The 24,416-nt window shown below is 48.5% G+C and carries 29 protein-coding genes and 1 pseudogene; 8 read left to right on the top strand and 22 right to left on the bottom strand.

Annotated elements, in window-relative coordinates:
• Nucleotides 1–56 precede the first annotated feature (56 nt).
• From BQ7367_RS05070 to BQ7367_RS14560, 5 genes are all read right to left on the bottom strand, one after another.
• Nucleotides 57–251, bottom strand: coding sequence for a hypothetical protein (locus BQ7367_RS05070; protein WP_072524477.1), 195 nt, complete (start codon nucleotides 249–251; stop codon nucleotides 57–59).
• Nucleotides 252–323: 72 nt separating this feature from the next.
• On the bottom strand, nucleotides 324–1,268 hold the full coding sequence (mobV, locus tag BQ7367_RS05065; protein ID WP_072524476.1) for a MobV family relaxase: 945 nt from the start codon (nucleotides 1,266–1,268) through the stop codon (nucleotides 324–326).
• Between the two features lie 181 nt (nucleotides 1,269–1,449).
• Nucleotides 1,450–1,845 carry a replication initiator protein A gene (locus BQ7367_RS05055; RefSeq protein WP_072524475.1) on the bottom strand — a complete coding sequence of 132 codons (396 nt, stop codon included), beginning with the start codon at nucleotides 1,843–1,845 and terminating at the stop codon, nucleotides 1,450–1,452.
• A 111-nt stretch (nucleotides 1,846–1,956) separates the two neighbouring features.
• Nucleotides 1,957–2,370, bottom strand: coding sequence for a cysteine-rich VLP protein (locus BQ7367_RS05050; protein ID WP_072524474.1), 414 nt, complete (start codon nucleotides 2,368–2,370; stop codon nucleotides 1,957–1,959).
• A 16-nt stretch (nucleotides 2,371–2,386) separates the two neighbouring features.
• Nucleotides 2,387–2,542, bottom strand: a complete 156-nt coding sequence (locus BQ7367_RS14560; protein ID WP_200786709.1) for a hypothetical protein — start codon at nucleotides 2,540–2,542, stop codon at nucleotides 2,387–2,389.
• A gap of 168 nt (nucleotides 2,543–2,710) precedes the next feature.
• Here BQ7367_RS14560 and BQ7367_RS05045 point away from each other — a divergent pair, with 168 nt between their 5' ends.
• The 4 genes from BQ7367_RS05045 (at nucleotide 2,711) to BQ7367_RS05030 (ending at nucleotide 5,196) form a co-directional block, all read left to right on the top strand.
• Entirely contained in the window at nucleotides 2,711–3,517 is an 807-nt protein-coding gene (locus BQ7367_RS05045; RefSeq protein ID WP_072524473.1) for a helix-turn-helix domain-containing protein, read from the top strand.
• Between the two features lie 134 nt (nucleotides 3,518–3,651).
• Nucleotides 3,652–3,999, top strand: coding sequence for a PadR family transcriptional regulator (locus BQ7367_RS05040; RefSeq protein WP_072524472.1), 348 nt, complete (start codon nucleotides 3,652–3,654; stop codon nucleotides 3,997–3,999).
• A complete protein-coding gene (locus BQ7367_RS05035; protein WP_072524471.1) occupies nucleotides 3,996–4,661 on the top strand; it encodes a permease prefix domain 1-containing protein in 666 nt (221 codons plus the stop codon). Before BQ7367_RS05040 ends, BQ7367_RS05035 begins: the two co-directional genes overlap by 4 nt.
• The gene (locus tag BQ7367_RS05030) at nucleotides 4,654–5,196 is read left to right on the top strand and encodes a DUF4825 domain-containing protein (RefSeq protein ID WP_159431626.1); all 543 of its coding nucleotides are present in this window, start codon (nucleotides 4,654–4,656) and stop codon (nucleotides 5,194–5,196) included. The genes BQ7367_RS05035 and BQ7367_RS05030 overlap by 8 nt, the downstream gene beginning before the upstream one ends.
• 210 nt (nucleotides 5,197–5,406) lie before the next feature.
• On the opposite strand, the gene BQ7367_RS14785 is transcribed toward BQ7367_RS05030, so the two are convergent.
• The 6 genes from BQ7367_RS14785 to BQ7367_RS04995 all read right to left on the bottom strand — a co-directional run bounded on the left by BQ7367_RS14785 (nucleotide 5,407) and on the right by BQ7367_RS04995 (nucleotide 9,760).
• A complete protein-coding gene (locus tag BQ7367_RS14785; RefSeq protein WP_235837557.1) occupies nucleotides 5,407–5,649 on the bottom strand; it encodes a hypothetical protein in 243 nt (80 codons plus the stop codon).
• 238 nt (nucleotides 5,650–5,887) lie between these two features.
• Nucleotides 5,888–6,016 (bottom strand): helix-turn-helix domain-containing protein, encoded by a 129-nt coding sequence (locus BQ7367_RS05015; protein WP_072524468.1) that lies wholly within the window; start codon nucleotides 6,014–6,016, stop codon nucleotides 5,888–5,890.
• Nucleotides 6,017–6,142: 126 nt separating this feature from the next.
• Complete coding sequence (locus BQ7367_RS05010) at nucleotides 6,143–6,727, bottom strand: GNAT family N-acetyltransferase (protein ID WP_072524467.1); 585 nt, start codon at nucleotides 6,725–6,727, stop codon at nucleotides 6,143–6,145.
• A 68-nt stretch (nucleotides 6,728–6,795) separates the two neighbouring features.
• On the bottom strand, nucleotides 6,796–7,281 hold the full coding sequence (locus tag BQ7367_RS05005) for a DMT family transporter (protein WP_072524466.1): 486 nt from the start codon (nucleotides 7,279–7,281) through the stop codon (nucleotides 6,796–6,798).
• 220 nt (nucleotides 7,282–7,501) lie between these two features.
• Nucleotides 7,502–8,890, bottom strand: coding sequence for a serine hydrolase domain-containing protein (locus tag BQ7367_RS05000; protein ID WP_235837556.1), 1,389 nt, complete (start codon nucleotides 8,888–8,890; stop codon nucleotides 7,502–7,504).
• A 60-nt stretch (nucleotides 8,891–8,950) separates the two neighbouring features.
• Nucleotides 8,951–9,760: a helix-turn-helix domain-containing protein gene (locus tag BQ7367_RS04995; protein ID WP_072524465.1), complete on the bottom strand. Its 810-nt coding sequence runs from the start codon at nucleotides 9,758–9,760 to the stop codon at nucleotides 8,951–8,953.
• A gap of 165 nt (nucleotides 9,761–9,925) precedes the next feature.
• Between BQ7367_RS04995 and BQ7367_RS04990 the strand changes: the two are divergent.
• A pseudogene (locus BQ7367_RS04990) lies at nucleotides 9,926–10,090 on the top strand (DUF4368 domain-containing protein); the annotation flags it as partial.
• Nucleotides 10,091–10,262: 172 nt separating this feature from the next.
• Here BQ7367_RS04990 and BQ7367_RS04985 read toward each other — a convergent pair.
• The 9 genes from BQ7367_RS04985 to BQ7367_RS04945 all read right to left on the bottom strand — a co-directional run bounded on the left by BQ7367_RS04985 (nucleotide 10,263) and on the right by BQ7367_RS04945 (nucleotide 19,118).
• Nucleotides 10,263–11,276: an SIS domain-containing protein gene (locus BQ7367_RS04985; protein ID WP_072524464.1), complete on the bottom strand. Its 1,014-nt coding sequence runs from the start codon at nucleotides 11,274–11,276 to the stop codon at nucleotides 10,263–10,265.
• A 64-nt stretch (nucleotides 11,277–11,340) separates the two neighbouring features.
• Nucleotides 11,341–12,081: a deoxyribose-phosphate aldolase gene (deoC, locus tag BQ7367_RS04980; protein ID WP_072524463.1), complete on the bottom strand. Its 741-nt coding sequence runs from the start codon at nucleotides 12,079–12,081 to the stop codon at nucleotides 11,341–11,343.
• A gap of 22 nt (nucleotides 12,082–12,103) precedes the next feature.
• Nucleotides 12,104–12,535, bottom strand: a complete 432-nt coding sequence (locus BQ7367_RS04975) for a secondary thiamine-phosphate synthase enzyme YjbQ (protein ID WP_072524462.1) — start codon at nucleotides 12,533–12,535, stop codon at nucleotides 12,104–12,106.
• The gene (locus tag BQ7367_RS04970; protein ID WP_072524461.1) at nucleotides 12,523–13,386 is read right to left on the bottom strand and encodes an amidohydrolase family protein; all 864 of its coding nucleotides are present in this window, start codon (nucleotides 13,384–13,386) and stop codon (nucleotides 12,523–12,525) included. Before BQ7367_RS04970 ends, BQ7367_RS04975 begins: the two co-directional genes overlap by 13 nt.
• Complete coding sequence (locus tag BQ7367_RS04965) at nucleotides 13,380–14,351, bottom strand: sugar kinase (RefSeq protein WP_143142961.1); 972 nt, start codon at nucleotides 14,349–14,351, stop codon at nucleotides 13,380–13,382. Before BQ7367_RS04965 ends, BQ7367_RS04970 begins: the two co-directional genes overlap by 7 nt.
• A 42-nt stretch (nucleotides 14,352–14,393) precedes the next feature.
• Nucleotides 14,394–15,227 (bottom strand): sugar phosphate isomerase/epimerase family protein, encoded by an 834-nt coding sequence (locus BQ7367_RS04960; protein ID WP_207647042.1) that lies wholly within the window; start codon nucleotides 15,225–15,227, stop codon nucleotides 14,394–14,396.
• 26 nt (nucleotides 15,228–15,253) lie between these two features.
• Nucleotides 15,254–16,369, bottom strand: coding sequence for a substrate-binding domain-containing protein (locus tag BQ7367_RS04955; RefSeq protein WP_072524459.1), 1,116 nt, complete (start codon nucleotides 16,367–16,369; stop codon nucleotides 15,254–15,256).
• A gap of 12 nt (nucleotides 16,370–16,381) precedes the next feature.
• Nucleotides 16,382–17,548 carry a multiple monosaccharide ABC transporter permease gene (gene mmsB / locus BQ7367_RS04950; RefSeq protein WP_072524458.1) on the bottom strand — a complete coding sequence of 389 codons (1,167 nt, stop codon included), beginning with the start codon at nucleotides 17,546–17,548 and terminating at the stop codon, nucleotides 16,382–16,384.
• A 1-nt stretch (nucleotide 17,549) separates the two neighbouring features.
• Nucleotides 17,550–19,118: a sugar ABC transporter ATP-binding protein gene (locus BQ7367_RS04945; RefSeq protein WP_235837555.1), complete on the bottom strand. Its 1,569-nt coding sequence runs from the start codon at nucleotides 19,116–19,118 to the stop codon at nucleotides 17,550–17,552.
• Nucleotides 19,119–19,370: 252 nt separating this feature from the next.
• Here BQ7367_RS04945 and BQ7367_RS04940 point away from each other — a divergent pair, with 252 nt between their 5' ends.
• Nucleotides 19,371–20,210 carry a DeoR/GlpR family DNA-binding transcription regulator gene (locus tag BQ7367_RS04940; RefSeq protein WP_072524456.1) on the top strand — a complete coding sequence of 280 codons (840 nt, stop codon included), beginning with the start codon at nucleotides 19,371–19,373 and terminating at the stop codon, nucleotides 20,208–20,210.
• The gene (locus BQ7367_RS04935; protein ID WP_072524455.1) at nucleotides 20,188–21,702 is read left to right on the top strand and encodes a xylulokinase; all 1,515 of its coding nucleotides are present in this window, start codon (nucleotides 20,188–20,190) and stop codon (nucleotides 21,700–21,702) included. The genes BQ7367_RS04940 and BQ7367_RS04935 overlap by 23 nt, the downstream gene beginning before the upstream one ends.
• Before the next feature lie 192 nt (nucleotides 21,703–21,894).
• Here BQ7367_RS04935 and guaA read toward each other — a convergent pair whose 3' ends face one another.
• Entirely contained in the window at nucleotides 21,895–22,848 is a 954-nt protein-coding gene (gene guaA, locus BQ7367_RS04930) for a glutamine-hydrolyzing GMP synthase (protein WP_268874780.1), read from the bottom strand.
• Between the two features lie 336 nt (nucleotides 22,849–23,184).
• Between guaA and BQ7367_RS04925 the strand changes: the two genes are divergently transcribed.
• Nucleotides 23,185–23,400, top strand: a complete 216-nt coding sequence (locus BQ7367_RS04925; protein WP_072524453.1) for a hypothetical protein — start codon at nucleotides 23,185–23,187, stop codon at nucleotides 23,398–23,400.
• 116 nt (nucleotides 23,401–23,516) lie between these two features.
• Here BQ7367_RS04925 and cptIN read toward each other — a convergent pair whose 3' ends face one another.
• On the bottom strand, nucleotides 23,517–23,990 hold the full coding sequence (cptIN, locus tag BQ7367_RS15000; RefSeq protein ID WP_072524452.1) for a type III toxin-antitoxin system CptIN family toxin: 474 nt from the start codon (nucleotides 23,988–23,990) through the stop codon (nucleotides 23,517–23,519).
• Between the last annotated feature and the right edge of the window lie 426 nt (nucleotides 23,991–24,416).

Genomic DNA, 24,416 nt, shown 5'->3' with positions numbered 1-24,416 from the left:
CTTTTGCTCTATGGCAATTATATCATAAGCGTGGGCGTGTTATCAATGATGGGCTATCAGGTTGAAGCGGCTTTTTCTGCGGCGTGCCGCACCACATCTACAATCAGATCACCGAGGGGCTTCCCGCCTGCGGCGAAGTGTTCGGAGATTTTTATACGGTTGTTCCCACATACAAAATACTGCGTGCCGTTCTCTGCTTGTATGACCTGCCCTGTCCGGGGTGTAAAAGTATCGCTTTCGCTTTTTGCCATCCAGTGTCCTCCATATTCAGTTTTCAAGGTACAATGCCGCACAGGGACGGCGAAAACTTCTGCTTATATCTATCACCTTTCCTTTACCGTGTGCCGCTGCTGCCGTTTCAGTTCCGCCAGTATATCCGGCGGGATACGGTCAACCAGCCGCTGTAAATTGTCCAGTTCGCTTTTTAGCTTTGCCCGTTCCATCGTATCTTTCATCTTTCCTTTTTCGCTGGCCTTTGCCCTTGCTTCCAACTTCTCATTCTCCGCCAGCAGGTCATTGATTGTGACCTTGTACTTTTTCAACTGCCCGGAGAAATTCTCCATCTGCGGGAACCACTTTTTCAGCATGGAGAGGGCTTCTTCTTTTTTCTTTCCGGCGTTCAGCGGGTTAATGCCGTCAAGAGTGGCTTCAATGGCTCTGGCCTGTTTGGAGAGGGAAACCGCCTGTTTGAAAAGCCGGGTGGGGATATGCTTCCGGCCTGTCTTGCTGGCACTCTCTCCACGCTCCAAGTCAGGATATTTCTCCACCATATAGGCGTGAAAATCATCCTGCCACTTCGTCAGGTTTGCCCGGTTGCCGATAATCTCTTTAGCGCACAGGCGGTTGTCCTTTGTCAGCGGAACAAAGGTCAAATGCAGGTGGGGCGTTTTCTCGTCCATGTGTACCACCGCCGACACGATATTTTCCCGTCCTACTCGTCCAATGAGGAAAGCCGCCGCCCTTTGGAAAAACGCCTGTATCTCCTTTGGAGATTTCCCCTTGAAAAACTCCGGGCTGGCGGTGATGAGCGTATCGACAAACCGGGTACTGTCCTTGCGGGTTCGGCACCCAGCCTGCTCAATCCGGCTCTGAATGAAGTGGTAATAGCGTCCCTCCGGCTTGACGATATGGAAGTTGTATTTACTACGGCTGGTGTCAATGTCGGGGTTGCTGGCGTATTGTTCTTTCTGTCTTTCGTGATGGGCTTCCAGCGGCCTTGCCGGGTTGCCCTTGTGCTTCTCAAACCGCAAGATTGCGTGTTGTGCCATTCTGCTCCTTTCCCCATTCCTTTCCCATCCGGGGGATTCCACAGGGAAATCCCGCAGAAAACAGCTCGGATAGGATTGGAATGGATAGAATATAAATCAATCTTTTTATCTTTGTATTTCTATATACCGTCCGGTTTTCGTACTTCTCAGGAGCGATTTCCGTACTTCATGGGTGCGGTTTTCAGTCCTCTGGCGTACCAGAACGGGATTTCTTGAAGTCGGTGTTTGGAACCGCTTCATAGGATTTTGGAAAAATGCGGTTGGGTTTTCCACAGCCCTGCTTCTGGATCTCCACCAGTCCGGCGTATTGCAGTTCCCGCAGGGTGTTCACCGCTTTCTGCCGCCCACAATGGAGCAGGTCAACCACCTCGCAGATGGGATAGTACAGGTAAATCCGCCCGCACTCGTCCGCCCACCCATTCTTGCGGGATAACTCTGTCCGGCGCAGGATAAAGGCGTACAGCACCTTTGCCTCGTTGGACAGGGGCTTGAATGTGGGGGCTTCAAAGAGAAAATTCGGGAGCTGGGTGAAGCTGAACGCCTTTTCCGGCTGATGGATATAAATGGTATTTGTCATAGTGCGTTTTGTGGACGGTTAGAAGCCCATTTTCCGGGGCGGGCGATACTTTATACCACCAGCCCCGGTTTGGTGCTTGCGGAGCCTGATAAATCAAGGCTTTTTTCGCTCCTAACTGTCCACAGCAGACCTCCTTTTCCGTTCACTTTCTGTTTTCTGCCGCCTGTGAACTCTGGCGGCACAGCCGGGGCAGTATTTTGCCCGGTTGGATTTGGGGGCGAACACTCCGCCGCAGACCGCACAGCGTTTCAAGTCCTTATCTCGGAAAATCCCCGCTTCCAGCGTCTCGTCCAGCGGTAAGACCGCCCAGCGGAACCACTTACAGCAGACCGAGAAAGAAACCGTCTGCGGGCAAGTGCAGGTGTCCCCATCGTCAAGGACAATGCAGTTGCCGTTCTCACAACAACAGCACTCCCGGCGTATCAGGCTGGCCGCCTGTTTTCTCTGCGCCGGTGTCATGCGGTAAAGGGAACCGTCCGGCCTGCGTTCCAGCGGCGGCAAATCTTTATAGGGGTTATCTGTCATGTGTTCCCTCCATTTTTCATTCCGTTGCCGTTCTCCCCGAAAAGGCTTCCTGCCCCATTTCTGCGGCGTGTTCCAGCGTTGGCACGCTCCCCACAGCTTCGGGACATTCTGTCCCGAAGTCCGGTTCCTTGCGGTGCTTCCCCAGCCGGGGTATTCCTTTTCGGACGGTCATTCTGTTTTCAAGGTGCCGTTCATCGATGAACTACCCTAAGTCTACACCTAAATGACCGTCCGTCCCGTATATCCGAAAGGTAGGAAATCAGCTTGAAAAACAGGCTATATCCACGCTCTCGGAATTGTGATAAAATGGGATTATCATAGAGAAAAGGGGGGCTTGATAGTGGCCTTAACCATTCAAGAACGCCTAAAAGACCTGCGTGTGGAGCGTGGCTTGACGCTGGAACAGCTTGCGGAGCAGACGCACCTCTCCAAATCTGCGCTGGGCAGTTATGAAGCTGACGAGTATAAGGACATCAGCCACTATGCCCTTATCAAGCTGGCGAAGTTTTACGGCGTGACCGCTGACTATCTGCTGGGATTGACCGAAACAAAAAATCACCCAAACGCTGATCTTGCAGACCTGCATTTGAGTGACGAGTTGATAGACCTGTTGAAAAACGGGCGGATTGACACAGCCCTGTTTTGCGAGTTGGCCACACACAAGGATTTTGTGAAGTTGCTGGCGGATATTGAAATCTATGTGAACGGTATCGCCACCGGGCAAATCCAAAATCTAAACGCATGGGTTGATGTGGCGAGGGCGGAAATCATGGAGAAATACCAGCCGGGGGAGCATGACAAGACCGCTTATCTGTTGAACGCAATCCATGTGCAGGAGGGCGAGTATTTCAGCCGCCGGGTACATGACGATATAGACGGTATCATGGAGGACATAAAGGAAGCCCACAAGGGGCGGGCAGAGAGTGCGCCGGAGAAATCCGTTGCTGCCGAACTGAAAAAGGATTTGGACGAGGTAGCAAACTTTAAGGGGAGCCGTTTGGAGCAATGGCTGTTGATTTACTGCAAGCAAAACCGCATACCCTATAACCGCTTAACGGAAGAGGAAAAGCAAAGTCTGATACGGATAGGCTCAAAGTCGGATTTTATGAAATCGCATATCCCGCAGCGGGGAAAAAAACGAAAATGAAAAGCTGAACACATATAGCCAATTCTGGCGGCAGAAATTTATCTGCCGCTATTTTTGGACACCAACATAATTTGTAACATAGTACCTTGACACACATAGTAATATCAGATATAATGGGCATGGAGGTGAAGCGGATGCCAGAGCAGAACATCAACAGCGATTTAATCCGTGGTCATATTGACACCATCATTCTTAAAATATTAAGAGATGGCGACAATTACGGTTATGAAATTATGAAAGCTGTATCCATGAACAGCAATAATGAATATGAGTTGAAAGAGCCATCTTTATATACAAGCCTAAAACGACTTGAAAAACAAGGCCATATTGTTAGCTATTGGGGCGACCAATCGCAAGGCGGGCGACGAAAATATTATCATATTACAGATAGCGGTAACGCCGCCTATGAAAAAGCACTTTCAGAATGGCTGCACGCAAAAAACATTATTACTATGCTTCTGCAAGGGGGTAAAGACGAATGATAGATTTACAAAAATATGTTGACGGGTTATTCCGGCACCAGCGTTTAACGCCGGAGGTACAAGACTTAAAGGAAGAAATATTGAGCAATATGATTGCAAAGCGGGACGATCTGCTTGCACAGGGATTGAGCGCAGAGAACGCAACCGAGAAAGCAAAGGAAAGTTTGTCAGCGATTGATTATCTGATAGACGGAAATCAGCTTACCGATGTTAGCAAATATCATCTGGAATGTATGCAAACGCTATTGCTCAACTGTATTGTTTTTTGGATTTTTTCTTTGCCGCTGCTCTTTACCCATTATGCGCTATTCAGTTATACAGGGCTTGCGCTTGTTATTATTTCCGGCTGCGCCTACATTTTGAGGAAAGACAAAAAAGAAAATACCGTTGCATTTCTCTCAATTACAGCGAGTAAACGGCGAAGCAAAATAGCATGGGGTATTTGGGGGATGTTCTTCCTTGTAATTGTTGGAACAATGGCAGCATTAACATTTGGAAGTGATATTTGGTTTGGCAGACCGCTAAACATTGACGGTCCTTGTCAAATGGCGAATATCGCAGTACGGTTTTATCTGCCACTATTGACTATTATCATTCCTATTACAATCAGCAACTTTTCAAAAATCCTGCTGAAAAGCAGAAGGGAGTATGAAGATGAATAAGAAAAATAAAATGATTATCGGCCTTTTAGCTATTGCTGTAATCCTGTTTTGCATTATCCAATTTGGGATCATTCCTGCTGATCAGGAAAAACAAGTAGAGTATGCAAAAAATCAGACAGACGCTTTGACGCATGACATAACGAGCATTGAGGATTACAAAAACCCCTATATCGGGAACGCAAGTAATGTCGGCAATTTGTTTTGGAATTTGCCACTGAACAATGTCGATATGAAGTTTGAAATCGATTCAGAAGCCTGCACTTTAACGGTAAATTACCTTGATACCGTTTGGAATATCGGGGAAGAAAAGGTGCAGCGTGATTTGATTTATAACTCGGTAGCTGCTATGGCAGCGATTGATAATTTGTCGGGGATAACCTATAACTTTTCCGGTGATAGTTATTCCTTTGAACGAACGCAAATCGAAGATGTATTCGGCACTCCTTTGTCAAATCTGCTTGAACAGGAGAAGTGGAGAAATGATGTACAAGACAAACTAAAGGATACGGATTTTGTTGAACAATTTTATAAATAGCAAAGCCAGCCGAGCCAGTCAACGGTCAAGATGAACGGCGCATTTCATGCGCCGCCGTTGACAGTCCCGCCCGTCTTTGCTGATAGGCAATCAAGGCGGGAAAGCCCTAAAATGGCTTCCCGCCCATTTCAATTTTTAGAAAGGAAACGCTCCAAAATCAGAAAGAGAGCGGCCAAACACTTTGAGGGATTGGCCGCCTTGTCCACCCATTCAGCGGGACGGCGGGCGGCGGTCAAGGCCGGGTGTAAACCCGTTCATATCAGCCTTGATGGTTGCCCGCTGTCCTGCTACTTTTCCGGGAGTGTTGCCACAACTTCTGGACACTTTGTCCACAAGTCGGAGCGTAGGACGAGGGACGGGGGCTTTCATATACGCCCAGTCTGCTGTTGAAACCAGACCTGCGCTTACGGCTCCACGCCACGCAAGCACAGCCCTGTTTTCCTGCCGCTTCAAATGCCCTTGCCCTCCCCGGCGGCAACGGCATTTTCACGGCAACGCCGACAGAGCGTATAACACACTACACTTTGCAAGCAAAGTCGTGTGCCAAATGGGGGCGTTGCCCCCTTTGGAAACCCCCACAAGAAAAGGCGATATGCTACCCCTCCACGGGGCGCATACCGCCTTTTCTTGTTATCCAGCCCTCCGGCTGTATCGGTTGAGCAAAAGTCAGCGTGGGAATGGTGTGGTATCTTTATCTAAGTGATATCCCGTTCTCCCACTTGTTTACAGCGGGAGGTGTTACGCCCAGCCGCCTGGCCATTTCCTCCTGCGTCATATTTCTCTCTTTCCGGAATTTCCGTATCGTTTCTCCTATCTGCATGATAAATGCCTCCTTTTTGGATTATCCAGCATCGGCCTCTGCTGTAATTAAGCTTAACAGACAGGAAGTATTCCCACAACTGAATGAACGTTATGTTTCCGGTAAATAAAATTAACCAAAATTCATCTATCGTTCCTCACTCCCACGATGGAGATCAGCCGCAGCACCAGTGCTCCGGCCGTCATTCAGAAAAAGAACACATTCATGCCAGGTTTCGCCGCCCCAGGAAGATCCTGATAAGCCCTTGTCCTGAAACCCCATTTTTTCATACATTCTGACCTTTGATTCCAGACAGGTCAGAAGCAGGGCTTCCCTGCCGTTCTGGCGCTCCCTGGCGGCATACACAGACATAAGCTTTCTTGCCAGTCCCCGTCCACGGTACTTTGGAAGCACATCCAGGCCAAGCAGCATGACTACATCCCCATTCGGATCATGCAGGCCCGCATCAATGAAAAACTCATCTCGAAACGTCCGCTCTTTCGTCGCCACCCCGTTCAAAAATCCAACGATCCGGCCGGTCTTACGGTCTACCGCAACTAAAAAAAGTTCCGGCACCAAAAGCACCCTCTCCTTCATCATTTCCTCTGAGCATGCCTCATTGGGCGGAAAGCAGATCTCCTCGATCCGGGCGGCCTGATCCGCTTCTCCGGGAAAAATGTTCCTGAATTCAAACTGCTGTTCTAGCTGTATATCTGATTTTTTGTCCTTCATATCTGTTTGTCCTCCATTTGATCTGTTCACTCGATCCGGTCATTTGTTCCTTCTACAATAAATATTCACTATTCCGGATCCCGGCTCTCTGCTTTTTCTTTCCTCCCGGAATCTTTCTCGTTCCAGAGCGTAAAACCGAGGATTATCAATCCTCCCGCCAGCTGCCGGAGCGTCATTTGTTCTCCCAGGAACACTGCTGATACAAGTACCGCCGTCAGAGGATCGATATAGCTCAGGATCGCCGCTTCCTGGCCGGGAAGATCCTTCAGTGCAGAAAAGTACATACAGTAGGTAACTCCTGTATGTATCAGTCCTACCGTCAGCAGGCAGATCCATCCCGTCATATCCAGCCTGCCCAGGCTCATTCCTCCTGTACACGCCACATAGGGCTCCAGGATCACGACAGACGCAATAAATTGCAGAAATGTCCGGTGTATCCCCACTGTGGTTTTGATAAATTTATTCATCAGGATCACCACCGCGTAAAATACAGCCGCGCCCAGTCCGTATAAAATCCCCAGAAAGTCACGGCCGTCCTGGCCCTGCCCGCTCACGCCGTACCGCTGAATGGGTGGACAAGGCAACCAATCCCTCAAATTGCTTGGCCGCTCTCTTTCTGATTTTGGAGCGTTTTTCTCTCAAATTTGAAATGGGTGGAAAGACATTTTTGCTTTCCCGCCTTGATTGCCCTTTAGCAAAGACGGATGGGACTGTCAATAGCGGCGCATTTATATGAAATGACAGCACTGATTAGCTTTGATATTATCCTTCAAATTAATCTTCAGTACTTTTCGATCCCAATACTACAAAAGCTTTATATATCCCAGTGCTGAGCAACAAGAACGCACTTACAACTAAAACAAAGAACAGATCTTTCACAAAGTACCACACCACCCAAAGAGGAACCCCCACTAAATAGGGCAAAAGTAATAGGATTATAGGCAAAATGACATGTGTAAAAATATCTATAACAATTTGTTCCTTTGTATGGTTCTTTTTTCTCCATCTCCTAATAAAGAGTATCGGGAATACAGCAATTAATATTACCAAAAGATAGCACAGATTGAGCAGCATGTGGTAATTAACGTAAAGATTACCTGAAACTTCTGTCATTTCTTCTCCAAGAAGATGCATAATAATATTGTTAATTAGATTGTTTCCCACAAGATAGTCGTTCATATTCACCAAAACTGCGATACCAATTCCGCTTTCAGGAAAAATAAACATATTAGATGTGTAATTTTCGACTAATCCAGCATGATTGAGAACTGGTTCATCAAAGTCATTGGATAAGACCCAACCCATTCCATAGAAATACAGATTGTTTTCATCTTGCGGCACATTATCATAAAACATAGTATCAAGGCTGTCCTGGCTGATAATGCCGCTACCGTTATTCAGATACATCTGCAAATAATTTCCCATGTCCGAGGCACAAGAACTTATGTATCCAGCAGGGACGGTTGACCATGAACGGTCATCGGGATAGTCGGGTTCTCCTGCGATAGGTATGCCGAAATAATTTCTATATCCGGCAATAAGCCCGTCAGCCTTACTGTTATCGAATGTAGCTGATGAATGCTCCATGTCAAGTGGAGAAAAGATATACTGCTCTACATAATCTGAATAACTTTTACCACTTACTGATTCTATAATCTTTCCGAGCAAACCGTAATTTACATTTGCATATTCATATTTACCATAGCTGTCGGTAATTTGTGCGGACCCAAATCTTTGGTAAGTACCAAGCCCACTTGTATGATTAAGCAACTGTCTAACTGTAATCCTGTTGCCATCCAAAGAGTTCTTTAGATATAGTGACACATCAATGTAGTCTGAAATTGGTGTGTCCAAATCAATCTTGCCTTGCTCAACAAGCTGCATGATTGCCAATGCCGTAAAAGATTTGCTCATAGAGCCTATGATAAAGGGCGTATCAATACTCTCGCAATTACCATGAGCTTCGGCAAATAATACTTCATCTTTATTGACCACAATCACTGCCATTCCTGGAATATGACACGCCTCGACATCTGCTTCGAGCTGTTCGTTAATTGTATCAAAATCCGGCATATTATATGCGAAAGCTGTACACGGTACTAAAACAAGGATGAATAAAATCATAACAGTCCATATAGTGGAACAGCCAATAGTATGTTTCAATAAGACACCTCCATAAACAAAAATTTATCCTTTTTTACCTATGACACAGCAAATTTCATCTCAATCAGTTTCTTTTCCCACCTGCTCAATCATCTTTTTCGCAAACTGCTGGAACAGTTCAACGATTTCTTTATTCATTGGCGCAAGTTGTCCGATCTGTCCGGCAACCATCGCCGCTACATCGTCAATGGAAAGCGGGTTTTGCTTTTGCTCCGCCAGAGCGTCCCGCATGGCTTGGAACATCGCGGCGGTCACAGCTTCTCCCGGCTGTTCCCCGTTGTCAATGTCTTTCTTAATGTCCCGCAGGATTGCAAGGAATACATTTTTGATTTTCTCAATCTCCGCTTCATGTTCCCCCATCTTCTGGGCGTTCAAAAGCTGTAAATCCTGCTTTTCTTCCGCCCGGTGTTCCGGGTGTTCTTTCATCAGGTCGGACAGGGAAGCCGTTGCTATCTCGACAAGCTGGTTTCGTGCCATTATCCCCTTTGCCGCCGTATCCTGAAAATAAATCCGTATCAAATCTATCAGCTTAGGAAAATTCCTGTGTTCCAACAGGCGGTTGAGGATTTGCACATCAACAGCACCCGTTACAAGCCCTTTCACGGCTCCCTCGGACAAGCCTAATTCAGAAATATCGTAGCTTTTACGGACACTCACGGTGGACAAGCCCAGTATGTAGTCTGTCGATACCATAAATTCCTTTGCCACACCTATGAGAATATCACTGCTGACCGTTCTCGTTTCGCCGCTGACAATGCGGCTCAACTGGGAAGCAGAAACGCCGATTTTCTCCGCAAGTTCCTTTTGTGTGGTATGGTTCCCGTTGCATAAATCGGAAATCCGCTGTCCGGGTGTTCCGGGTAAAGCCATAGATACGCACCTCCTCCGCATACTTCCATTATACAGCATGATTGCAAAAATGTAATTTCCAAAGTGTAGACTTCATCAAAATGCAATTCTCGCAAAATTCCGGAGATTACATTTTTTCGTGTAGACTTAAGGTAGTTCATCGATGGACAGCACCTTGAAAACAGAATGACGGCTGCACTTCTGAATATGCTGATTGAAAAAATCCTTGTCCATGAAGCGGTCAAAAGTGAGGACGGAAGCCGGGAACAGGAGGTAGAAATCTTCTACCGCTTTATCGGCAGACACATCTTAAGATACTCAACAATATCTTTAACTAAGGGAAACGGATGAAACCATTCCAGATATCCGGCAGTCGAAAAAATATCCTGTTTTGTTTCAATATCAAGGCAAAGTAAATATTGCTGATTACGCTCACAGGATAAATGTCATGCTTGATGAATTAAGTAATCCCCGGGAGACACCGCATGCTCCCGGGGATTTTCTATCCTGCCTATTTGAAATTTTAGTATTCCATCTGGCGGTAGTATCTTCTTGTCGTCAGAGGATGGTTTCTCTCTTTCTCAAGATGACAGCTCAGCCGTTCTGTCATGGCGTAGATGATCATCGGGGACACGATCTTGCGGTACTCTGCGTCTGTAAACGGAAGCTCCACCTCTTGGGTGTCGAATACATTGATCACCTTTGTGATATTCTTACTGAAGTTCATAACACGGTCCATCAACGGCCGGGTCTTGTCTTCGCCGTAGAACAGGATCAGGCTGGTATCTTCCTCTACCAGCTCCAGAGTGCCATGGAAAAATTCTGCCGCGTGGATGGACTTTGTCTTGATCCACTGCATCTCCTCCAGGATGCACATCGCATAATCATATGCTTCGCCCCAAAGCATTCCGGATCCGATCACCATGTGATAGTCTGTATCCTTGTGCTCGGCAGCCATCTTCGCACATTTGTCTTCTACCTGCTCCTTCGCCTTGAGAAGATACGGCGTGATCGCTCCATACTGATCCATAAATTCATCATAGCTGTTAAGTTCACCGGCATTCTTTTTAAATCTGGCCAGCAGCGTGATCATGTATGTATAGATCGCCTCGCACAGGCAGTCGTCCTCCGCGAAGCTGAAAAACTTGTAATCCGCGTACTCGCAGGCCGGCGTGTTGTCATTGGACACATAGACCATCGTGCGAGCTCCTGCCTCATGGCAGTACTTGATCGCCGCAACGATCTCCTTTGTGTTTCCGCTCCTTGTGGAGAAGACACACACGGAATCCTTTGAGAATTTCCTGTGTCCGGAAGCAAGGAACTCCGCCGCGATCACGGAATAGGTGTCAATATCCGAGGTAGTGTCAAACCAGTACTTCATAGGAAGTGAATGAGCGTATGTCCCGCCGCACCCAATGAAAAAGATGTTGGAATAACCCTGGGCACAGATCTCGTCTACTGCTTTCTCGATCTGCGGCCTGAGGGCGATCGCGTCATTTACTACCTTCTCGTAACGTGGCACATCAAAGTTAAACATGTTTCATCCTCCTGTGATTGAAATATTTATTTTTAAATTTTTATTGCTACCTTGTCTGATCCTTTTACAGTTCACTTTCCTCTATCACTACATCCTTCAGGTCGAATTTTCCGCCCCGGTCTTCCGCCTCTTTCAGAATCCGCTCGGCAGAGCCGCATCCGATCCCGAACCGGCACGCCCCCATCTTGTACATCTTCAGGAGCGTGTCCAGATTGCGCACGCCGCCCGCTACTTTGATCTTGATGCGGTCGCCCACCTCATCTTTTATTACCTTTACGTGGTGGACTGTAGACGGAGCCTGTGAAAAACCGGTTCCGGTCTTCACATAGTCCGCGCCGCCCTCGATGACCAGCTCGCACGCCTTGCGGATCTCGTCATCTGTGAGCAGCATCGCCTCGATAATGACCTTCAGGGAAGTTCCCTTTGTCGCTTCCCGCACTGCCTGAATGTCCTGGAGCACCAGGTCATAGCGGCCTGATTTCAGCCAGCCCACATTCATGACCATATCATTTTCTGCGGGATCCATTGTCATAAAATACTCTGCCATCGCAACCTTTGTGGACGTTGCTTCCTGTCCGCTGGGAAATGCGAGGGAGGTCCCGAATTTTGTGTTCGTTCCCTTCAGAAGCTCTACAAGCTGAGGATAATAGCAGGGCCAGCAGAAACAGGAACCGCATCCGTATTTCTTACAGAGCTCTACCATTGCCTCCACATCCTCCAGCGTGGTGTCCAGTTTCAGAACACTCGGATCCATCATGTACGCGATGTCGTCAGTTGTTAAAATTTCTTTTCTGTACTCCTTCATTTTGACTGCCTCTTTTCTTTTTTTATTTCTCACCCATTGTTACGACATAAACCGTGCGGCTCTGAGCGCCGTCGTATTCACAGAAAAAGATTTCCTGGGCTCCGCCCCGCACCAGCCGGCCGTCCTGTACCGGAAATACACTGTGGTTCCCGGTCAGCATCGCCCGAAGATGCCCGGTGGGATTTCCAGCTGTCGTTCCGTAAGAATGCAGCATCCTCCCATGCGCATACGGCGCGTCTTCAGGCAGCATGCGTGAAAACATTTCATGCATATCGCTCTGGAGGCATTCCAGGGCCTCATTTACTGTGATCCCTGTCGTCGTGTGTTCTGTTATCACAAAGGCTATCCCCTCGCGAACCCCCGATCCTTCTACGATATTCTCGATCTGTTCTGTAATATTGATAAAATCCTGGTACTTTACAGTATGTAATACAAAATGGTCTATCCTAACCATGGCTGTTCCTCCTCTCCCAGGAAAACTTTCGCGTTGTGCTCTGTTATCAGGGAAACGGTCTCTTCCCGGAGTCCCAGCCGTCTTAGCGCGGTAAGCATCCGCATTTCCTCAAACCTGGGCATGTTCGACCCGAACATCACCTGGTGCCGGATGCTCCGGTCCAGCCATGTAAGCGGCATTTCCTGCTTGAACATAAAATCATAAAATTCATATGCGCTGTCAAAATACAGGACAGCTGTATCGGCGTACAGGTTTGGATATTTCAGCAGCAGCATCGCCGTCTCTTTGATCCACGGAAAACCCATATGCGCAAGGCACATTCTCAGATCCGGGAAATCCATGGCAACCTGCTCAAAATTCAGCGGATGAGAATACTTTGCCAGCGTTCCCGGCTGCCATGTAAAACCGGCATGGAACATGATCGGCTTATTGTATTTCCGGCACACCTCATAGATGGGATACATTTTAGGATCTGCCGGGTAAAATTTCTGCCTGGACGGATGAAGCTTCAGTCCGGACAGCCGCAGATCCCGAAATGCGTGCTCTACCTGCGCGGCCGCGTCCTCCAGGTTTGGATCCACTGACGCAAAGCCATAAAACCTTCCATTTCCAAGATTTACAAGAGCAGACACTTCCTCATTGGAAATCCGGTCCCCGTCCTCGGAAGAATAATCATGGGGAAGCAGGAAACACCTGTCGACACCCGATGAAGTCATGCGCTCAAAGATCCTTTCGACCGAAGCCCTCGGAGTCTTGTAATACGCCATGCTGTCCCTTCTCTTTTCAGCAAGCTCTTCGCTTCCGCACACCTCTTCAAAAAACGCCGGATGATAATGTACGTCTATTACCATAGTTCCTCCTTATTTTTCATGAAATCTTTCAATTCTTTCAGACTATGTATCCCTTCCATGGGGCCGAAACCGGAAGCCTGCAGAGCGCCTGCGGCATTGGCAAAATCGGCCGCCTTTTCCACTGGCATCCCGTCGATCAGTCCACAGAGGAAGCCCGCGCAGAAGGAATCGCCGCACCCTGTCGGATCGATCTCCTCCACCTGGTATGACGGCACTTTTATGCGCTCTTTCCCGAAAAAGATTTCGCAGCCTTCAGATCCTCTCTTCAACGCGACGATCTTCCCCCTGTCGGCAAGACTCATGCAGGCCTCTTCATCCGATCCGCTTCCGAGCATCACCGCTGCCTCCCCTTCGCTGGGCAAGATCAGATCCGCCCGGTCTATAAAGGGTTTCAGCACCTGATATACGTCAGACGCCGTTCCAGTAAAATTAGGATCCAGGCTCACCCGGCTACTCTCAGGAATCAGTTCCAGCATCCGCAGCACGGCCTCTCTTGCCTCGCCTTCCATACACAGTCCCAGCACCTCGCCACTGAAATGGATCCATTTTGCGCTCTTTACCTTTTCTTCCACAATATCTTCTGACATAAGCTGCGTGCAGGCAGAGTGGGCTGCCAGATCCAGATATTCTCTTTTTCCGTTCTGCTCGTACCTGACAAAAACAACAGCCGTCGGGTATCCTTTCACTCTCCGTACAGACGAGACATCTGTCCCGTCTGCTTCGAGCCTTTCCAGGACCAGATCGCCGAACACGTCTGCCCCGGCCACTCCGAGCAGACAGCATTTCTTACCCAGCCTGGATGCTACATCCAGGACGATGCAGGTGTCGGCACTGGGATATGGGCCGATAAAATCTGCTGTTTCCCGAAAAGTCACGCCCCGCTGCTTTCTCATGATCTCCACCATGGGAAATCCAACTGTTAAAATATCATAGTCCATTACTGCTCCCTCATTTTCTTCATTCACAGCGCGCCGCCGGTGAGGACCTGCAGTGCGGCGCGCTGCTGTTTATCTGCATAGATTTCTCACTGTTTCAAACCCGGTACGTGTTGCCTTCTCCGGATCTATGCAGCAGCCGGTATCCCCGATTTCCAGGGTGATATACCCACTGTAGCCGTACCGCTGCAGAACATCCAGATATTCCGATACCGGATGTTCTCCGGTCCCGCAGGGTACATGCCCTGCCGGGGTCCCGTCCGTCAGATGGAAATGGGAGATCCTGCTGCCAAATTCTTCAAAATAGTCTTCCAGTCTTCTCCCTTCCACACGGACCGGTACTGTATCGACACAAAGCGTGAAATTCTCTGACCGGATTTCCGACATCATCCTTCTGGTGCCCTCAAAGTCATGTACCAGGTTGCTTTCCTGCGGCCCCAGGATTTCAAACGCCAGCCTGACGCCCTCGTTCTCCGCGCATGCCGTCATGATCTGAAGGCTCTCCACGGAACGTTTCCACGCTTCCTCTTTATCCTCATCGTAATTTCCCCAGCCCGCGCAGCATAACAGTTTATCCGCGCCGAGCTCTGCCGTATTGTGTATGTACCGGATAAAATACTCGATACTTTCACGGCGGAACTGCGCATCCGGACTTGCGATATTGTACGGGTACATCACCTGCTCCGGTGTGACACAGACAATGTGCATCCCGTATTCTTTCACTTTTTTTCTGATGGCGCTGACATCCGCCAGAGACGGCGTCATACAGAACAGATGGGGGCTGCCTGTCCACAGTTCAAAGTTTTTTACATCCAGGCGCTTCATGGATTCAAAAAAGTAATCCAGAGAATATTTCTGGTAGACCATATTCATCGCCGCAAAGCGATCCATGAGTGCACTCATCATTTCCATCCTTCCGTACAGTTTATTAATTATTCGTCGAGCATGTCTTCGGTATAGTATCCGCTGTCAAACAGGACTTCCTGATAATTGTTCGCATCGATCACTTCCGGAGCGATCAGGAACGCAGTTACATCTTTCACTCCGTTGTTGAAGGTAGTCTCGTAAGCGTCTCCCGCCTCCGGCGTCTCACCTTTGATCATACAGTCCATGACTTCTGCTGCTTTCGCGGCGATGAGCCTGTTATCCTTAAATACCGTCATACTGATCTTTCCGGCAATGATTGCTTTGATGTTGGCAATATCACAGTCCATTCCTGTGATCACCGGGTATGGCAGTTCTTCTGTCCCGTAACCCGCGTTCTCAAGAGATGCCAGCACGCCCAGCGCCAGCGCGTCGTTGTTGCACAGCACCGCGTCCACACGTTTGTCCCCGTAGTTCGCGGAAAGGATCGTGTCCATCCTTTCCTGGGCCTTCAGACCCTTCCAGCCTTCTATGGCTGTCACGGTCCGGTCCACCTGGCCGCTCTGTACTACCAGTGATCCATCGTCAAGGTACGGTTTCAGCGCATCGTAGGCTCCGTTGTAGAAATACGGCGCATTACTGTCAGCCGGATCCCCGGAGAAGATCTCGATGTTGAACGGTCCTGTCTCGCCCGCGTCAAGCCCCAGCGCAGAGATCACATACTCACCCTGAAGTTTTCCGCAGTCATACAGGTTGTCTGTAACGTAATAATCTACATTTTCCGTATTTGAAATCAACATATCGTAGCACAGGACCGGGATGTCCATGGCCGCCGCATTGTCCACATTTGTGGAAAGAGACTCCGCGTCCCAGGCGGAAATAATGATCCCCGCGCAGCCGCTGGCCACCATATTATCGATCTGTGCGGCCTGATCCACCGGCTTCATTTCCGCATACTGTACGGTCACATCATAGCCGAGGGCATCCAGCTCTTTTGTCAGGTACTCTACATCTTTGAGCTGACGCGCCTGCGTCTGTGTCGACATGGATATTCCGATCACCGGGCGGTCGCCGTCTCCGCCGGAAGCTTCTTCTCCGTCGGTTCCTGCCTTGTTCCCACACCCTGCGAGGAGCGCTGCAAGCATTGTTCCGGCACATAAAAGTGCAAGCAGTTTCTTTTTCATTTTTTACCTCCTTTAATTCGATGATGATTTAGATTTTGAATATATATCAAACGTAACCGCCAGAAGCAGGATCAGACCTTTTACGATCTTCTGGATATCCGTGCCGATCCCCATCATCGACATACCATTGTTGAGGACACCCATGACCAGAGCTCCGACAACTACGCCTAATATTTTTCCTTCTCCTCCGGCCGCTGCGCACCCGCCTATGTAGCAGGACGCAATAGCGTCAAGTTCATTTCCGCTCCCGGCGGTAGTGGATGCCGCGTTCAGCCGGGCTGCCACAAGAATACCTCCCAGCGCCGCCATAAATCCGCAGTTGGCGTACACAATAAACATCATCTTGTCCACCTTTACTCCGGAGAGTGCCGCCGCTTTGGCGTTGCCTCCCAACGCGTATACATGCCTTCCAAGTACTGTCTTTGAGGCGATGAAATGATAGGCGGCAATAATCACACTCAGGATTAAGAGGACAACCGGGATTCCTCTGGCATTGGCCAGCTTCACTGTAATAAACAGGATACCTGCGCAGAACAGGATCACTTTGACCACAGAAACCCCAATGTTTGTCTTCTCAAATCCGTACTTCTTATCCTTTCTGATCTGGCTCCACTCAGAATAGATCACCAGCGCGCAGAACAGAAGCCCGAAGAGCAGTGCAAACAGGTTCATCCCTCCTACTTCCACATCCTCCAGCACATACCCTGACGCGATAAACTGGAATGCCGGCGGGAACGGGGAGATGGAATGGCCCTGCAGGATGCAGAGCGCTCCGCCCTGAAATACAAGCATACCGGCAAGTGTAGCGATAAACGGAGGCACCTTCAGCTTTGCGATGAAGAAGCCCTGGAAGGATCCGATGGCAAGCCCCACCAGGAGCACCAGAAGGATGCCCAGCCACATATTGACGCCGTGGTGTACGATGAGCCAGCCCCCTACCGCGCTGCAGAATCCCAGGGAGGACCCTACTGCCAGGTCCACATTTCCGGTCAGGATACAGAAGAACATACCCACTGAAATACAGATCAGATAGCTGTTCTGCAGGATCAGCCCTGAAATGTTCATGGGCAGGAGCATATTTCCGTTTGTAAGTATCTGAAATAACACGATGATAAAGATAAGGGCAATGAACATCCCGTAATCTCTCATATTGATATTGATCTTTTTCTTTGCCTGCATATCAACTAACCTCCTCTGCCTTCAAAATGCACGCCATGATCTTTTCCTGCTCGATCTCATCGTCAAACAACTCGCCTACCATCCGTCCCCCGCTCATGACATAGATCCGGTCACACATGCCGATCAGCTCTGTCATATCGGAAGAGATCAGCACGACAGAACACCCTTCGCTTACGATCTCATTGATGATCTCATAGATCTCATATTTCGCCATGACATCGATCCCCCGGGTGGGCTCGTCCAGGAAAAGTACGTCCGCCCCTGACATGACCCACTTGCTGAAGATGACCTTCTGGGCATTCCCGCCTGAAAGCTTGTCGATAGCCTGATCTACGCTTCTTGCTTTAATGTGCAGCTTGTCCTTATATTTGTTTGCCTCTTTGATCTCCTCATTCTCATTGATGCTGAGTCCGGACACAAACTTTGAGAGGTTCGGGAGCGTCATGTTATTCTTAATGGACTGGATCCCGATCATGCCATAGACCCTGCGGTCCTCCGACACGTATCCGACTCCCTGCTTTACCGCAGAAGCTACGCTCTTCAGGGTGATCTCTTTCCCGTCTTTATAGAGCTTTCCACTGATCTTCTTCCCGTAGCTGTGCCCGAAAATGCTCATGGCCAGCTCTGTCCTCCCGGCGCCCATCAGTCCGGCGATCCCGAGGACCTCTCCTTTGTTGACATGGAAATTCACGTTGTGGATGATCTGTTTGGAATCGTTCAGCGGATCAAACACGTTCCAGTCTTTCACTTCAAATTTCATATCTCCGATATGTTTTTCCCGGGACGGGAACCGGTTGGACATCTCCCGTCCTACCATGCCCTTGATGATCCGGTCCTCAGAAATATTGTTGTCCACCACTTCAAGAGTCTCTATCGTCTTCCCGTCGCGGATGATCGTAATCCGGTCCGCGACCTTTGTGATCTCATGCAGCTTGTGTGTGATCAGGATCGAGGTCAGTCCCTGTTTCTTGAATTCCACAAGCAGGTTAAGAAGCGCGTCGCTCTCTTCCTCGTTCAGCGCAGACGTAGGTTCGTCCAGGATCAGAAGCTTTGCCTTCTTGGACAGAGCCTTGCAGATCTCCACCAGCTGCTGCCGTCCTACGCCGATATCACGGATCAGGCGCTCCGGATTTTCTTTAAGACCCACCTCTTCCATAAGCTTTACTGCTTCCTGCCTTGTGGTATCCCAGTTTATGATCCCGTTTCTGCCCTGCTCATTTCCCATAAAAATATTTTCGGCGATCGATAACGAAGGAATCAGCGCAAGTTCCTGGTGAATGAAAGCGATGCCCTTTGCTTCACTGTCCTTAATATCGCGGAAATGACATACATTCCCTTCAAACAGGAATTCCCCTTCATAGGTCCCCTTCGGGTAGATCCCGCCCAGGACATTCATCAAAGTAGATTTCCCCGCGCCGTTTTCGCCGCACAGTACATGGATCTCCGCTTTCTTCACATCAAACCGGACCTTGTCCAGCGCTGTTACATTTCCAAATCGTTTTGTAACATCCCTGACTTCCAGCAAATAATCCTCAGCCACTTTTTCAACCTCCTTTTCTCTTGTATTCAACAATTCTGTTGCTCCGCTCCTTCCGTCTCGTTCTTTTTTTATATGTTATCATTAATTTTCATTTTAGTCAATATTTATTTTTATTTTTCGTTATTATTTATTATATTTTTTCATTTATTTTTATTTTAAATTTTTATATTCTTTCAAATTAATTTTTCTGACAATTTTTAAATATTTTATTATCATTTATTTGCGTTTTCTTTTTAAATGTAGTATGATAATTTCAAATAGATTTTCAGGAGATTTCCAATCATGTATAAACAGGAACGACACAAACAGATCAAAGACTATATCACAGAACACAAACAGGCAGATGTGCAGACACTGAGCAGCATGCTCGGCGTTTCAGGCGCCACCATCCGGACCGATCTCAACGAGCTGGAGAAAGCCGGGTTTATTGTCCGTTTCCACGGCGGAGCCGCATTAAATTCCGCCGGCTTCCACGAGGCCGAGATCAACCTTGCTCTCCGGGGCAGCAATGTGGAATATAATCAAAATAAGGAAGAACTTGGGAAGATCGCTTCCCACCTGATCCAGGAACGGGAATGGATCTTCCTCGGTCTGGGGACCACAAGCTACTATATCGCGAAGGCCCTGTCCCAGAGGCGCAATATCTTTGTACTCACCAACAATATGCTCGTGGCCAATATCCTCGGCGCCAATCCTTCCTGCCAGACGTTGGTCATCGGCGGGATTGTCCATGCCGACGGAATGTATACTCTGCCTGATAATCTGGAGAAAGAACTGGAGAATAAGCATATCAGCAAAGCTTTCTTTTCCGTCGACGGCGCCAGGATCAAGTATGGGTACACCCTGACTGATATCGACGCGTACGATACCATCAATCTGCTCCGCACCAAATGCGATGAACTGTTCCTGGCTATCGATGAATCAAAATACGGAAAGCGCACCTTCCTGAAGATCGCCGATATGGATTTCCCCCACAGTGTGATCATCAACGAGAGTACTCCCGCCAAATACAAACAGTTTTACCTGAACCATAATATTCCGGTTTATACATCGTCTATACTGAGCAGCAATAGAATCGGAACCGAAGGAGATGAAGGAGATGAAATATCTTATCGCTTATGATCTGGGTACCGGAGGCATCAAGGCCTCTTTGTTTACAGAAAACGGAGATGTGATCCAGGATGTATTCCGGCAGTATCCTACTTATTTCCCAAAAGACAGATACTGTGAACAACGTCCGGAAGACTGGTGGAATGGCGTATGCGCCGCCACACGCATCCTGCTCGAGGAGAGCGGCACAGATAAAAAGGACATTGCGGCCGCCGCTCTGTCAGGACACAGCCTCGTCGCCGTCCCGCTGGACGGGAATGGCCGGGAGCTGTGTTCTTCTGTTCCTATCTGGTGTGACGCCCGCTCTTTTTTACAGGCCGAAAATTTTTTCAAAGAAACGGACTATGACCGCTGGTATCTGACCACCGGAAACGGAGATCCGCCGGAGACATATACCCTCTTCAAGCTCATCTGGATGAAAGAACATCAGCCGGAGCTGTTCCGACAGATCCGGGTAGTCCTCGGCTCCAAAGACTATATCAATTACCGCCTGACCGGACAGATCTGTACCGATCCATCTTACGCCTCCGGATCCGGCATCTTCGATCTGGCCGCATGGGACTATCGCCCGGAGTTTGCCGATGCCGCCGGGGTCCCATTCTCGATCTTCCCCGGGATCCGCCCGTCAGATTCCACAGTGGGGACCGTCACCCGGGAAGCCGCGCAGGCCACCGGACTTGCGGAAGGGACGCCTGTCGCCTGCGGCGCTGTCGACAATACATGCATGTCCCTGGGCGCAAGAGGACTTGGCGAGGGCAGCGTCTATACTTCCCTCGGCTCCTCCAGCTGGATCGCCGTAACCTCCCGCACCCCTGTGCTCGATATCCGAACGCATCCATTTGTATTTGCTCATGTCAGAAAAGGATATTATACCTCTGCGGTCTCAATCTTTTCCGCAGGCAATTCTTTCCGGTGGATCCGGGATAATCTGTGCCGGGATTATCCGCCAGAGACAGACGTATACGAAGTAATGAACAAAATGGCTGAAAATATTCCTGCCGGAAGTAATGGCGTACTTTTTAATCCTACCCTGGCCGGAGGCAGCGCACAGGAGCCCAGCCCTTACCTGGCCGGAGGCTTTATGGGGCTGACCCTGAAAAACACCCGGGAGGATCTGGTGCGCGCATCCATGGAAGGGATCGCCATGTCACTGCGCCACACTCTGGACATCCTTCGTTCCCAGATCAGCGTGCAGGGTGAAATGCTCCTCTGCGGCGGCGGCAGTAAGAGCCCCCTCTGGCGCAGGATCTTCTCGGATATTTATAACATGCCGGTTCTGAAAACCAATATCGATCAGAATGCCGCATCCCTTGGAGCTTCCGCTCTGGCCGCAAACGCCGTGGGCCTGTGGGACGGATACTGCCAAATCTCCTCTCTGCACAGACAGGAGGAACTTATCTATCCCGATCCCGAAAATAATAAAAAATACGAGAGGCTGCTTTTGATCCACAAAAAGTGGATGCAGTCTCTCGCAGAACTAGGCGATATGATGGCAAAGAGCTGAGTGTTACCCCATCCCGGTCTTCATGAACGATCCGGATCAGCTTCCGGATCAGAGGGATCAGAGGATACTTGGAACGATTCACTTTTTTAAAACAGTATTATCTCAAAAAAGAGAATAATCCAAAGGACATGGATAAGCACAGTGGAATCAGTTCTTTTCAAATAAAACAGATACTCTGTGGAATTTTGACCTTTACTCCCATTCGATCGTCCCCGTCGGCTTCGGTGTCAGGTCAAAACACACCCTGTTTACCCCCGGCACTTCTTTTGTGATCCGGTCTGTGATGTGCTGCAGAAGGGAGAACGGCACGTCCTCGACCGTCGCTGTCATCGCGTCTTTTGTGTTCACGGCCCTGAGGATCACCGGCCACTCAAAGGAGCGCTTGCCGTCCTTCACACCCACTGATTTGAAATCCGGGATCACAGTAAAATACTGCCATACCTTGCCTTCCAGTCCATTTTTCGCAAACTCCTCTCGCAGGATCGCGTCAGATTCACGCACTGCTTCCAATCGGTCGCGTGTGATCGCGCCAAGGCATCTCACTCCAAGCCCCGGTCCGGGGAACGGCTGACGGTACACCATACCGTCCGGCAGCCCCAGCGTCTTTCCAACAACGCGGACCTCGTCCTTAAAAAGCAATTTCAGCGGCTCTACCAGGCTGAACTGCAGATCTTCCGGAAGGCCGCCCACGTTGTGGTGCGCTTTCACTCCGTCGCTCTCCAGGATATCCGGATAGATCGTGCCCTGTGCCAGGAACTCGATCCCTTCCAGCTTCCGGGCCTCTTCTTCAAACACCCGGATAAATTCCGCGCCAATAATCTTGCGCTTCTGCTCCGGCTCTGCCACTCCTTCCAGCTTGCCAAGAAATCGATCGATCGCGTCCACATACACAAGATTGGCGTCCATCTGATTACGAAATACCTCTATCACCTGTTCCGGCTCTCCCTTGCGGAGCAGTCCGTGATTTACATGAACACATACCAACTGCCTGCCAATCGCTTTGATCAACAGGGCGGCCACAACAGAAGAATCTACCCCGCCTGACAGCGCCAGCAGTACTTTCTTATCTCCAACCTGCGCCTGGATCTCTTTCACCTGCTCTTCAATAAAAGCTTCAGCCAACTCGCTTGTTGAAATGCGGACCATGTCATCCGGACGTTTGTTATTATCCATCGTTTCGTCTCCTTTTCTATTTTATAATTGATGTATCATTTGTACTACTAAACACAGTATAGATGAAAAACAGGATATGGGCAACCGGAACTTCCGGCCCTCCCGGGATGTTCAAGCCCCGATAACAATCATACCCTGAAAAATTCCCAGTAAACCGGAAATAACGGAAATAACCCGGCGAATAGCATCGATTTTATTCCTGCTTCACTGTACAATTATGCTGTATTTTTAAATCTCCCAATACCGAGACAACAAAACGAATCTGAAGATCAAAGATTAAACTCGGGCTGAGAAACAGTGAGGTATGCAATGGATGAAAAAAGACTGAAAGCCTTTGAAGATATGCTTGCCGCCATCTGCAGGCAGTATGACGATACATCAGAAAAAATGGCAAGACTTAAAGCTGAAGGCAGGGAGAAAACCGTCACCTACCGCCAGCTTTTCGCCAATAAACTGCACCTTCAGGCGATGTTGTCTTATTATCGGACATATGGATTAATGGACCATAACAAAAATGACAGTTAAATCTATGTCTCTGCCGGTGTTATCAACTCTAATGCATCTCAAACGCCCTGTTTATGTGGATTCTCAGATTTTTTGCTTATTCGAACTCCTCAGTGGATAGATTGAGCCAGTTAGAATCACTGGATGCGTCCCTTCAGCTTCTTCAATATCGCCATAACATCTGGCTGTGTTGGGGTAAATTTAATGTTACGTTTCAACATCCCCATAACTTTTCTTGCTTTTCGCTCAATCTCTCTGGCGGTATGCTCACTGGTCAGCATCAAATGATTTCCGGCAATCGTGTATTCCCGTTCTATGTATTCTTCTGTTATCGGAAACATATCCTGTATCAGAAATGTGCTTTCCCGGCTGTCATCCAGTTTGACAATATGGATAATATCGCAAGGTCTCCCTGCTTTTTCCTTTTTCTCCATAAGCCGTCTATATTTATCAATACGGCTGGACAATGGTATCATCCAGTATATTCCGGTACTTGTATCCTCAAAGCAGTAATAATGCGGTCTATTTCCCGCCTTATTTCCTTTAAGATACGGATCTGACATATCTTTAAAAAATTTATCTTTGATAATATAAAATCCTGTTTTCTTCATTTATTTATCCTGATTATGGAAAAAGTCCCTCGCCTTGCGGCGAAGGACTATACTTTCGACCCAACCATTTATATACCGCATATTGGTCAGCGGTAAACTTTCAACCCGACCATTTATATACCACATATCGGTCAGTGGTAAACTTTCTTTGTGCTTATATTCTAGCAAGCACAAACCGGAAAGTCAATAGAACTTCCCTCCTTGAGTTTCCGCAGAATTATTCCCTCAGACAAATCTGCTGCGTTTTGTTATCCACAACTTTCAAAAAATGGCCAAAATATAAGGAATCCTGTCCCTTTTTGATGTAAAATTAAGCTGCAAAACAAAAACCTTACTAAACAAAAAGAAAGGGGATTCCTTATGGCTAATTCTACATCAATTACCTACCGTTTGAAAAGAAAAATTTTGACTTTTACTAATAAAATC

This window comes from Clostridium sp. Marseille-P3244, assembly GCF_900120155.1.
Lineage (GTDB): Bacteria > Bacillota > Clostridia > Lachnospirales > Lachnospiraceae > Mediterraneibacter.
Note: the sequence above shows the minus strand (reverse complement) of the source record. Positions and strands in the feature narration are given on the sequence as shown.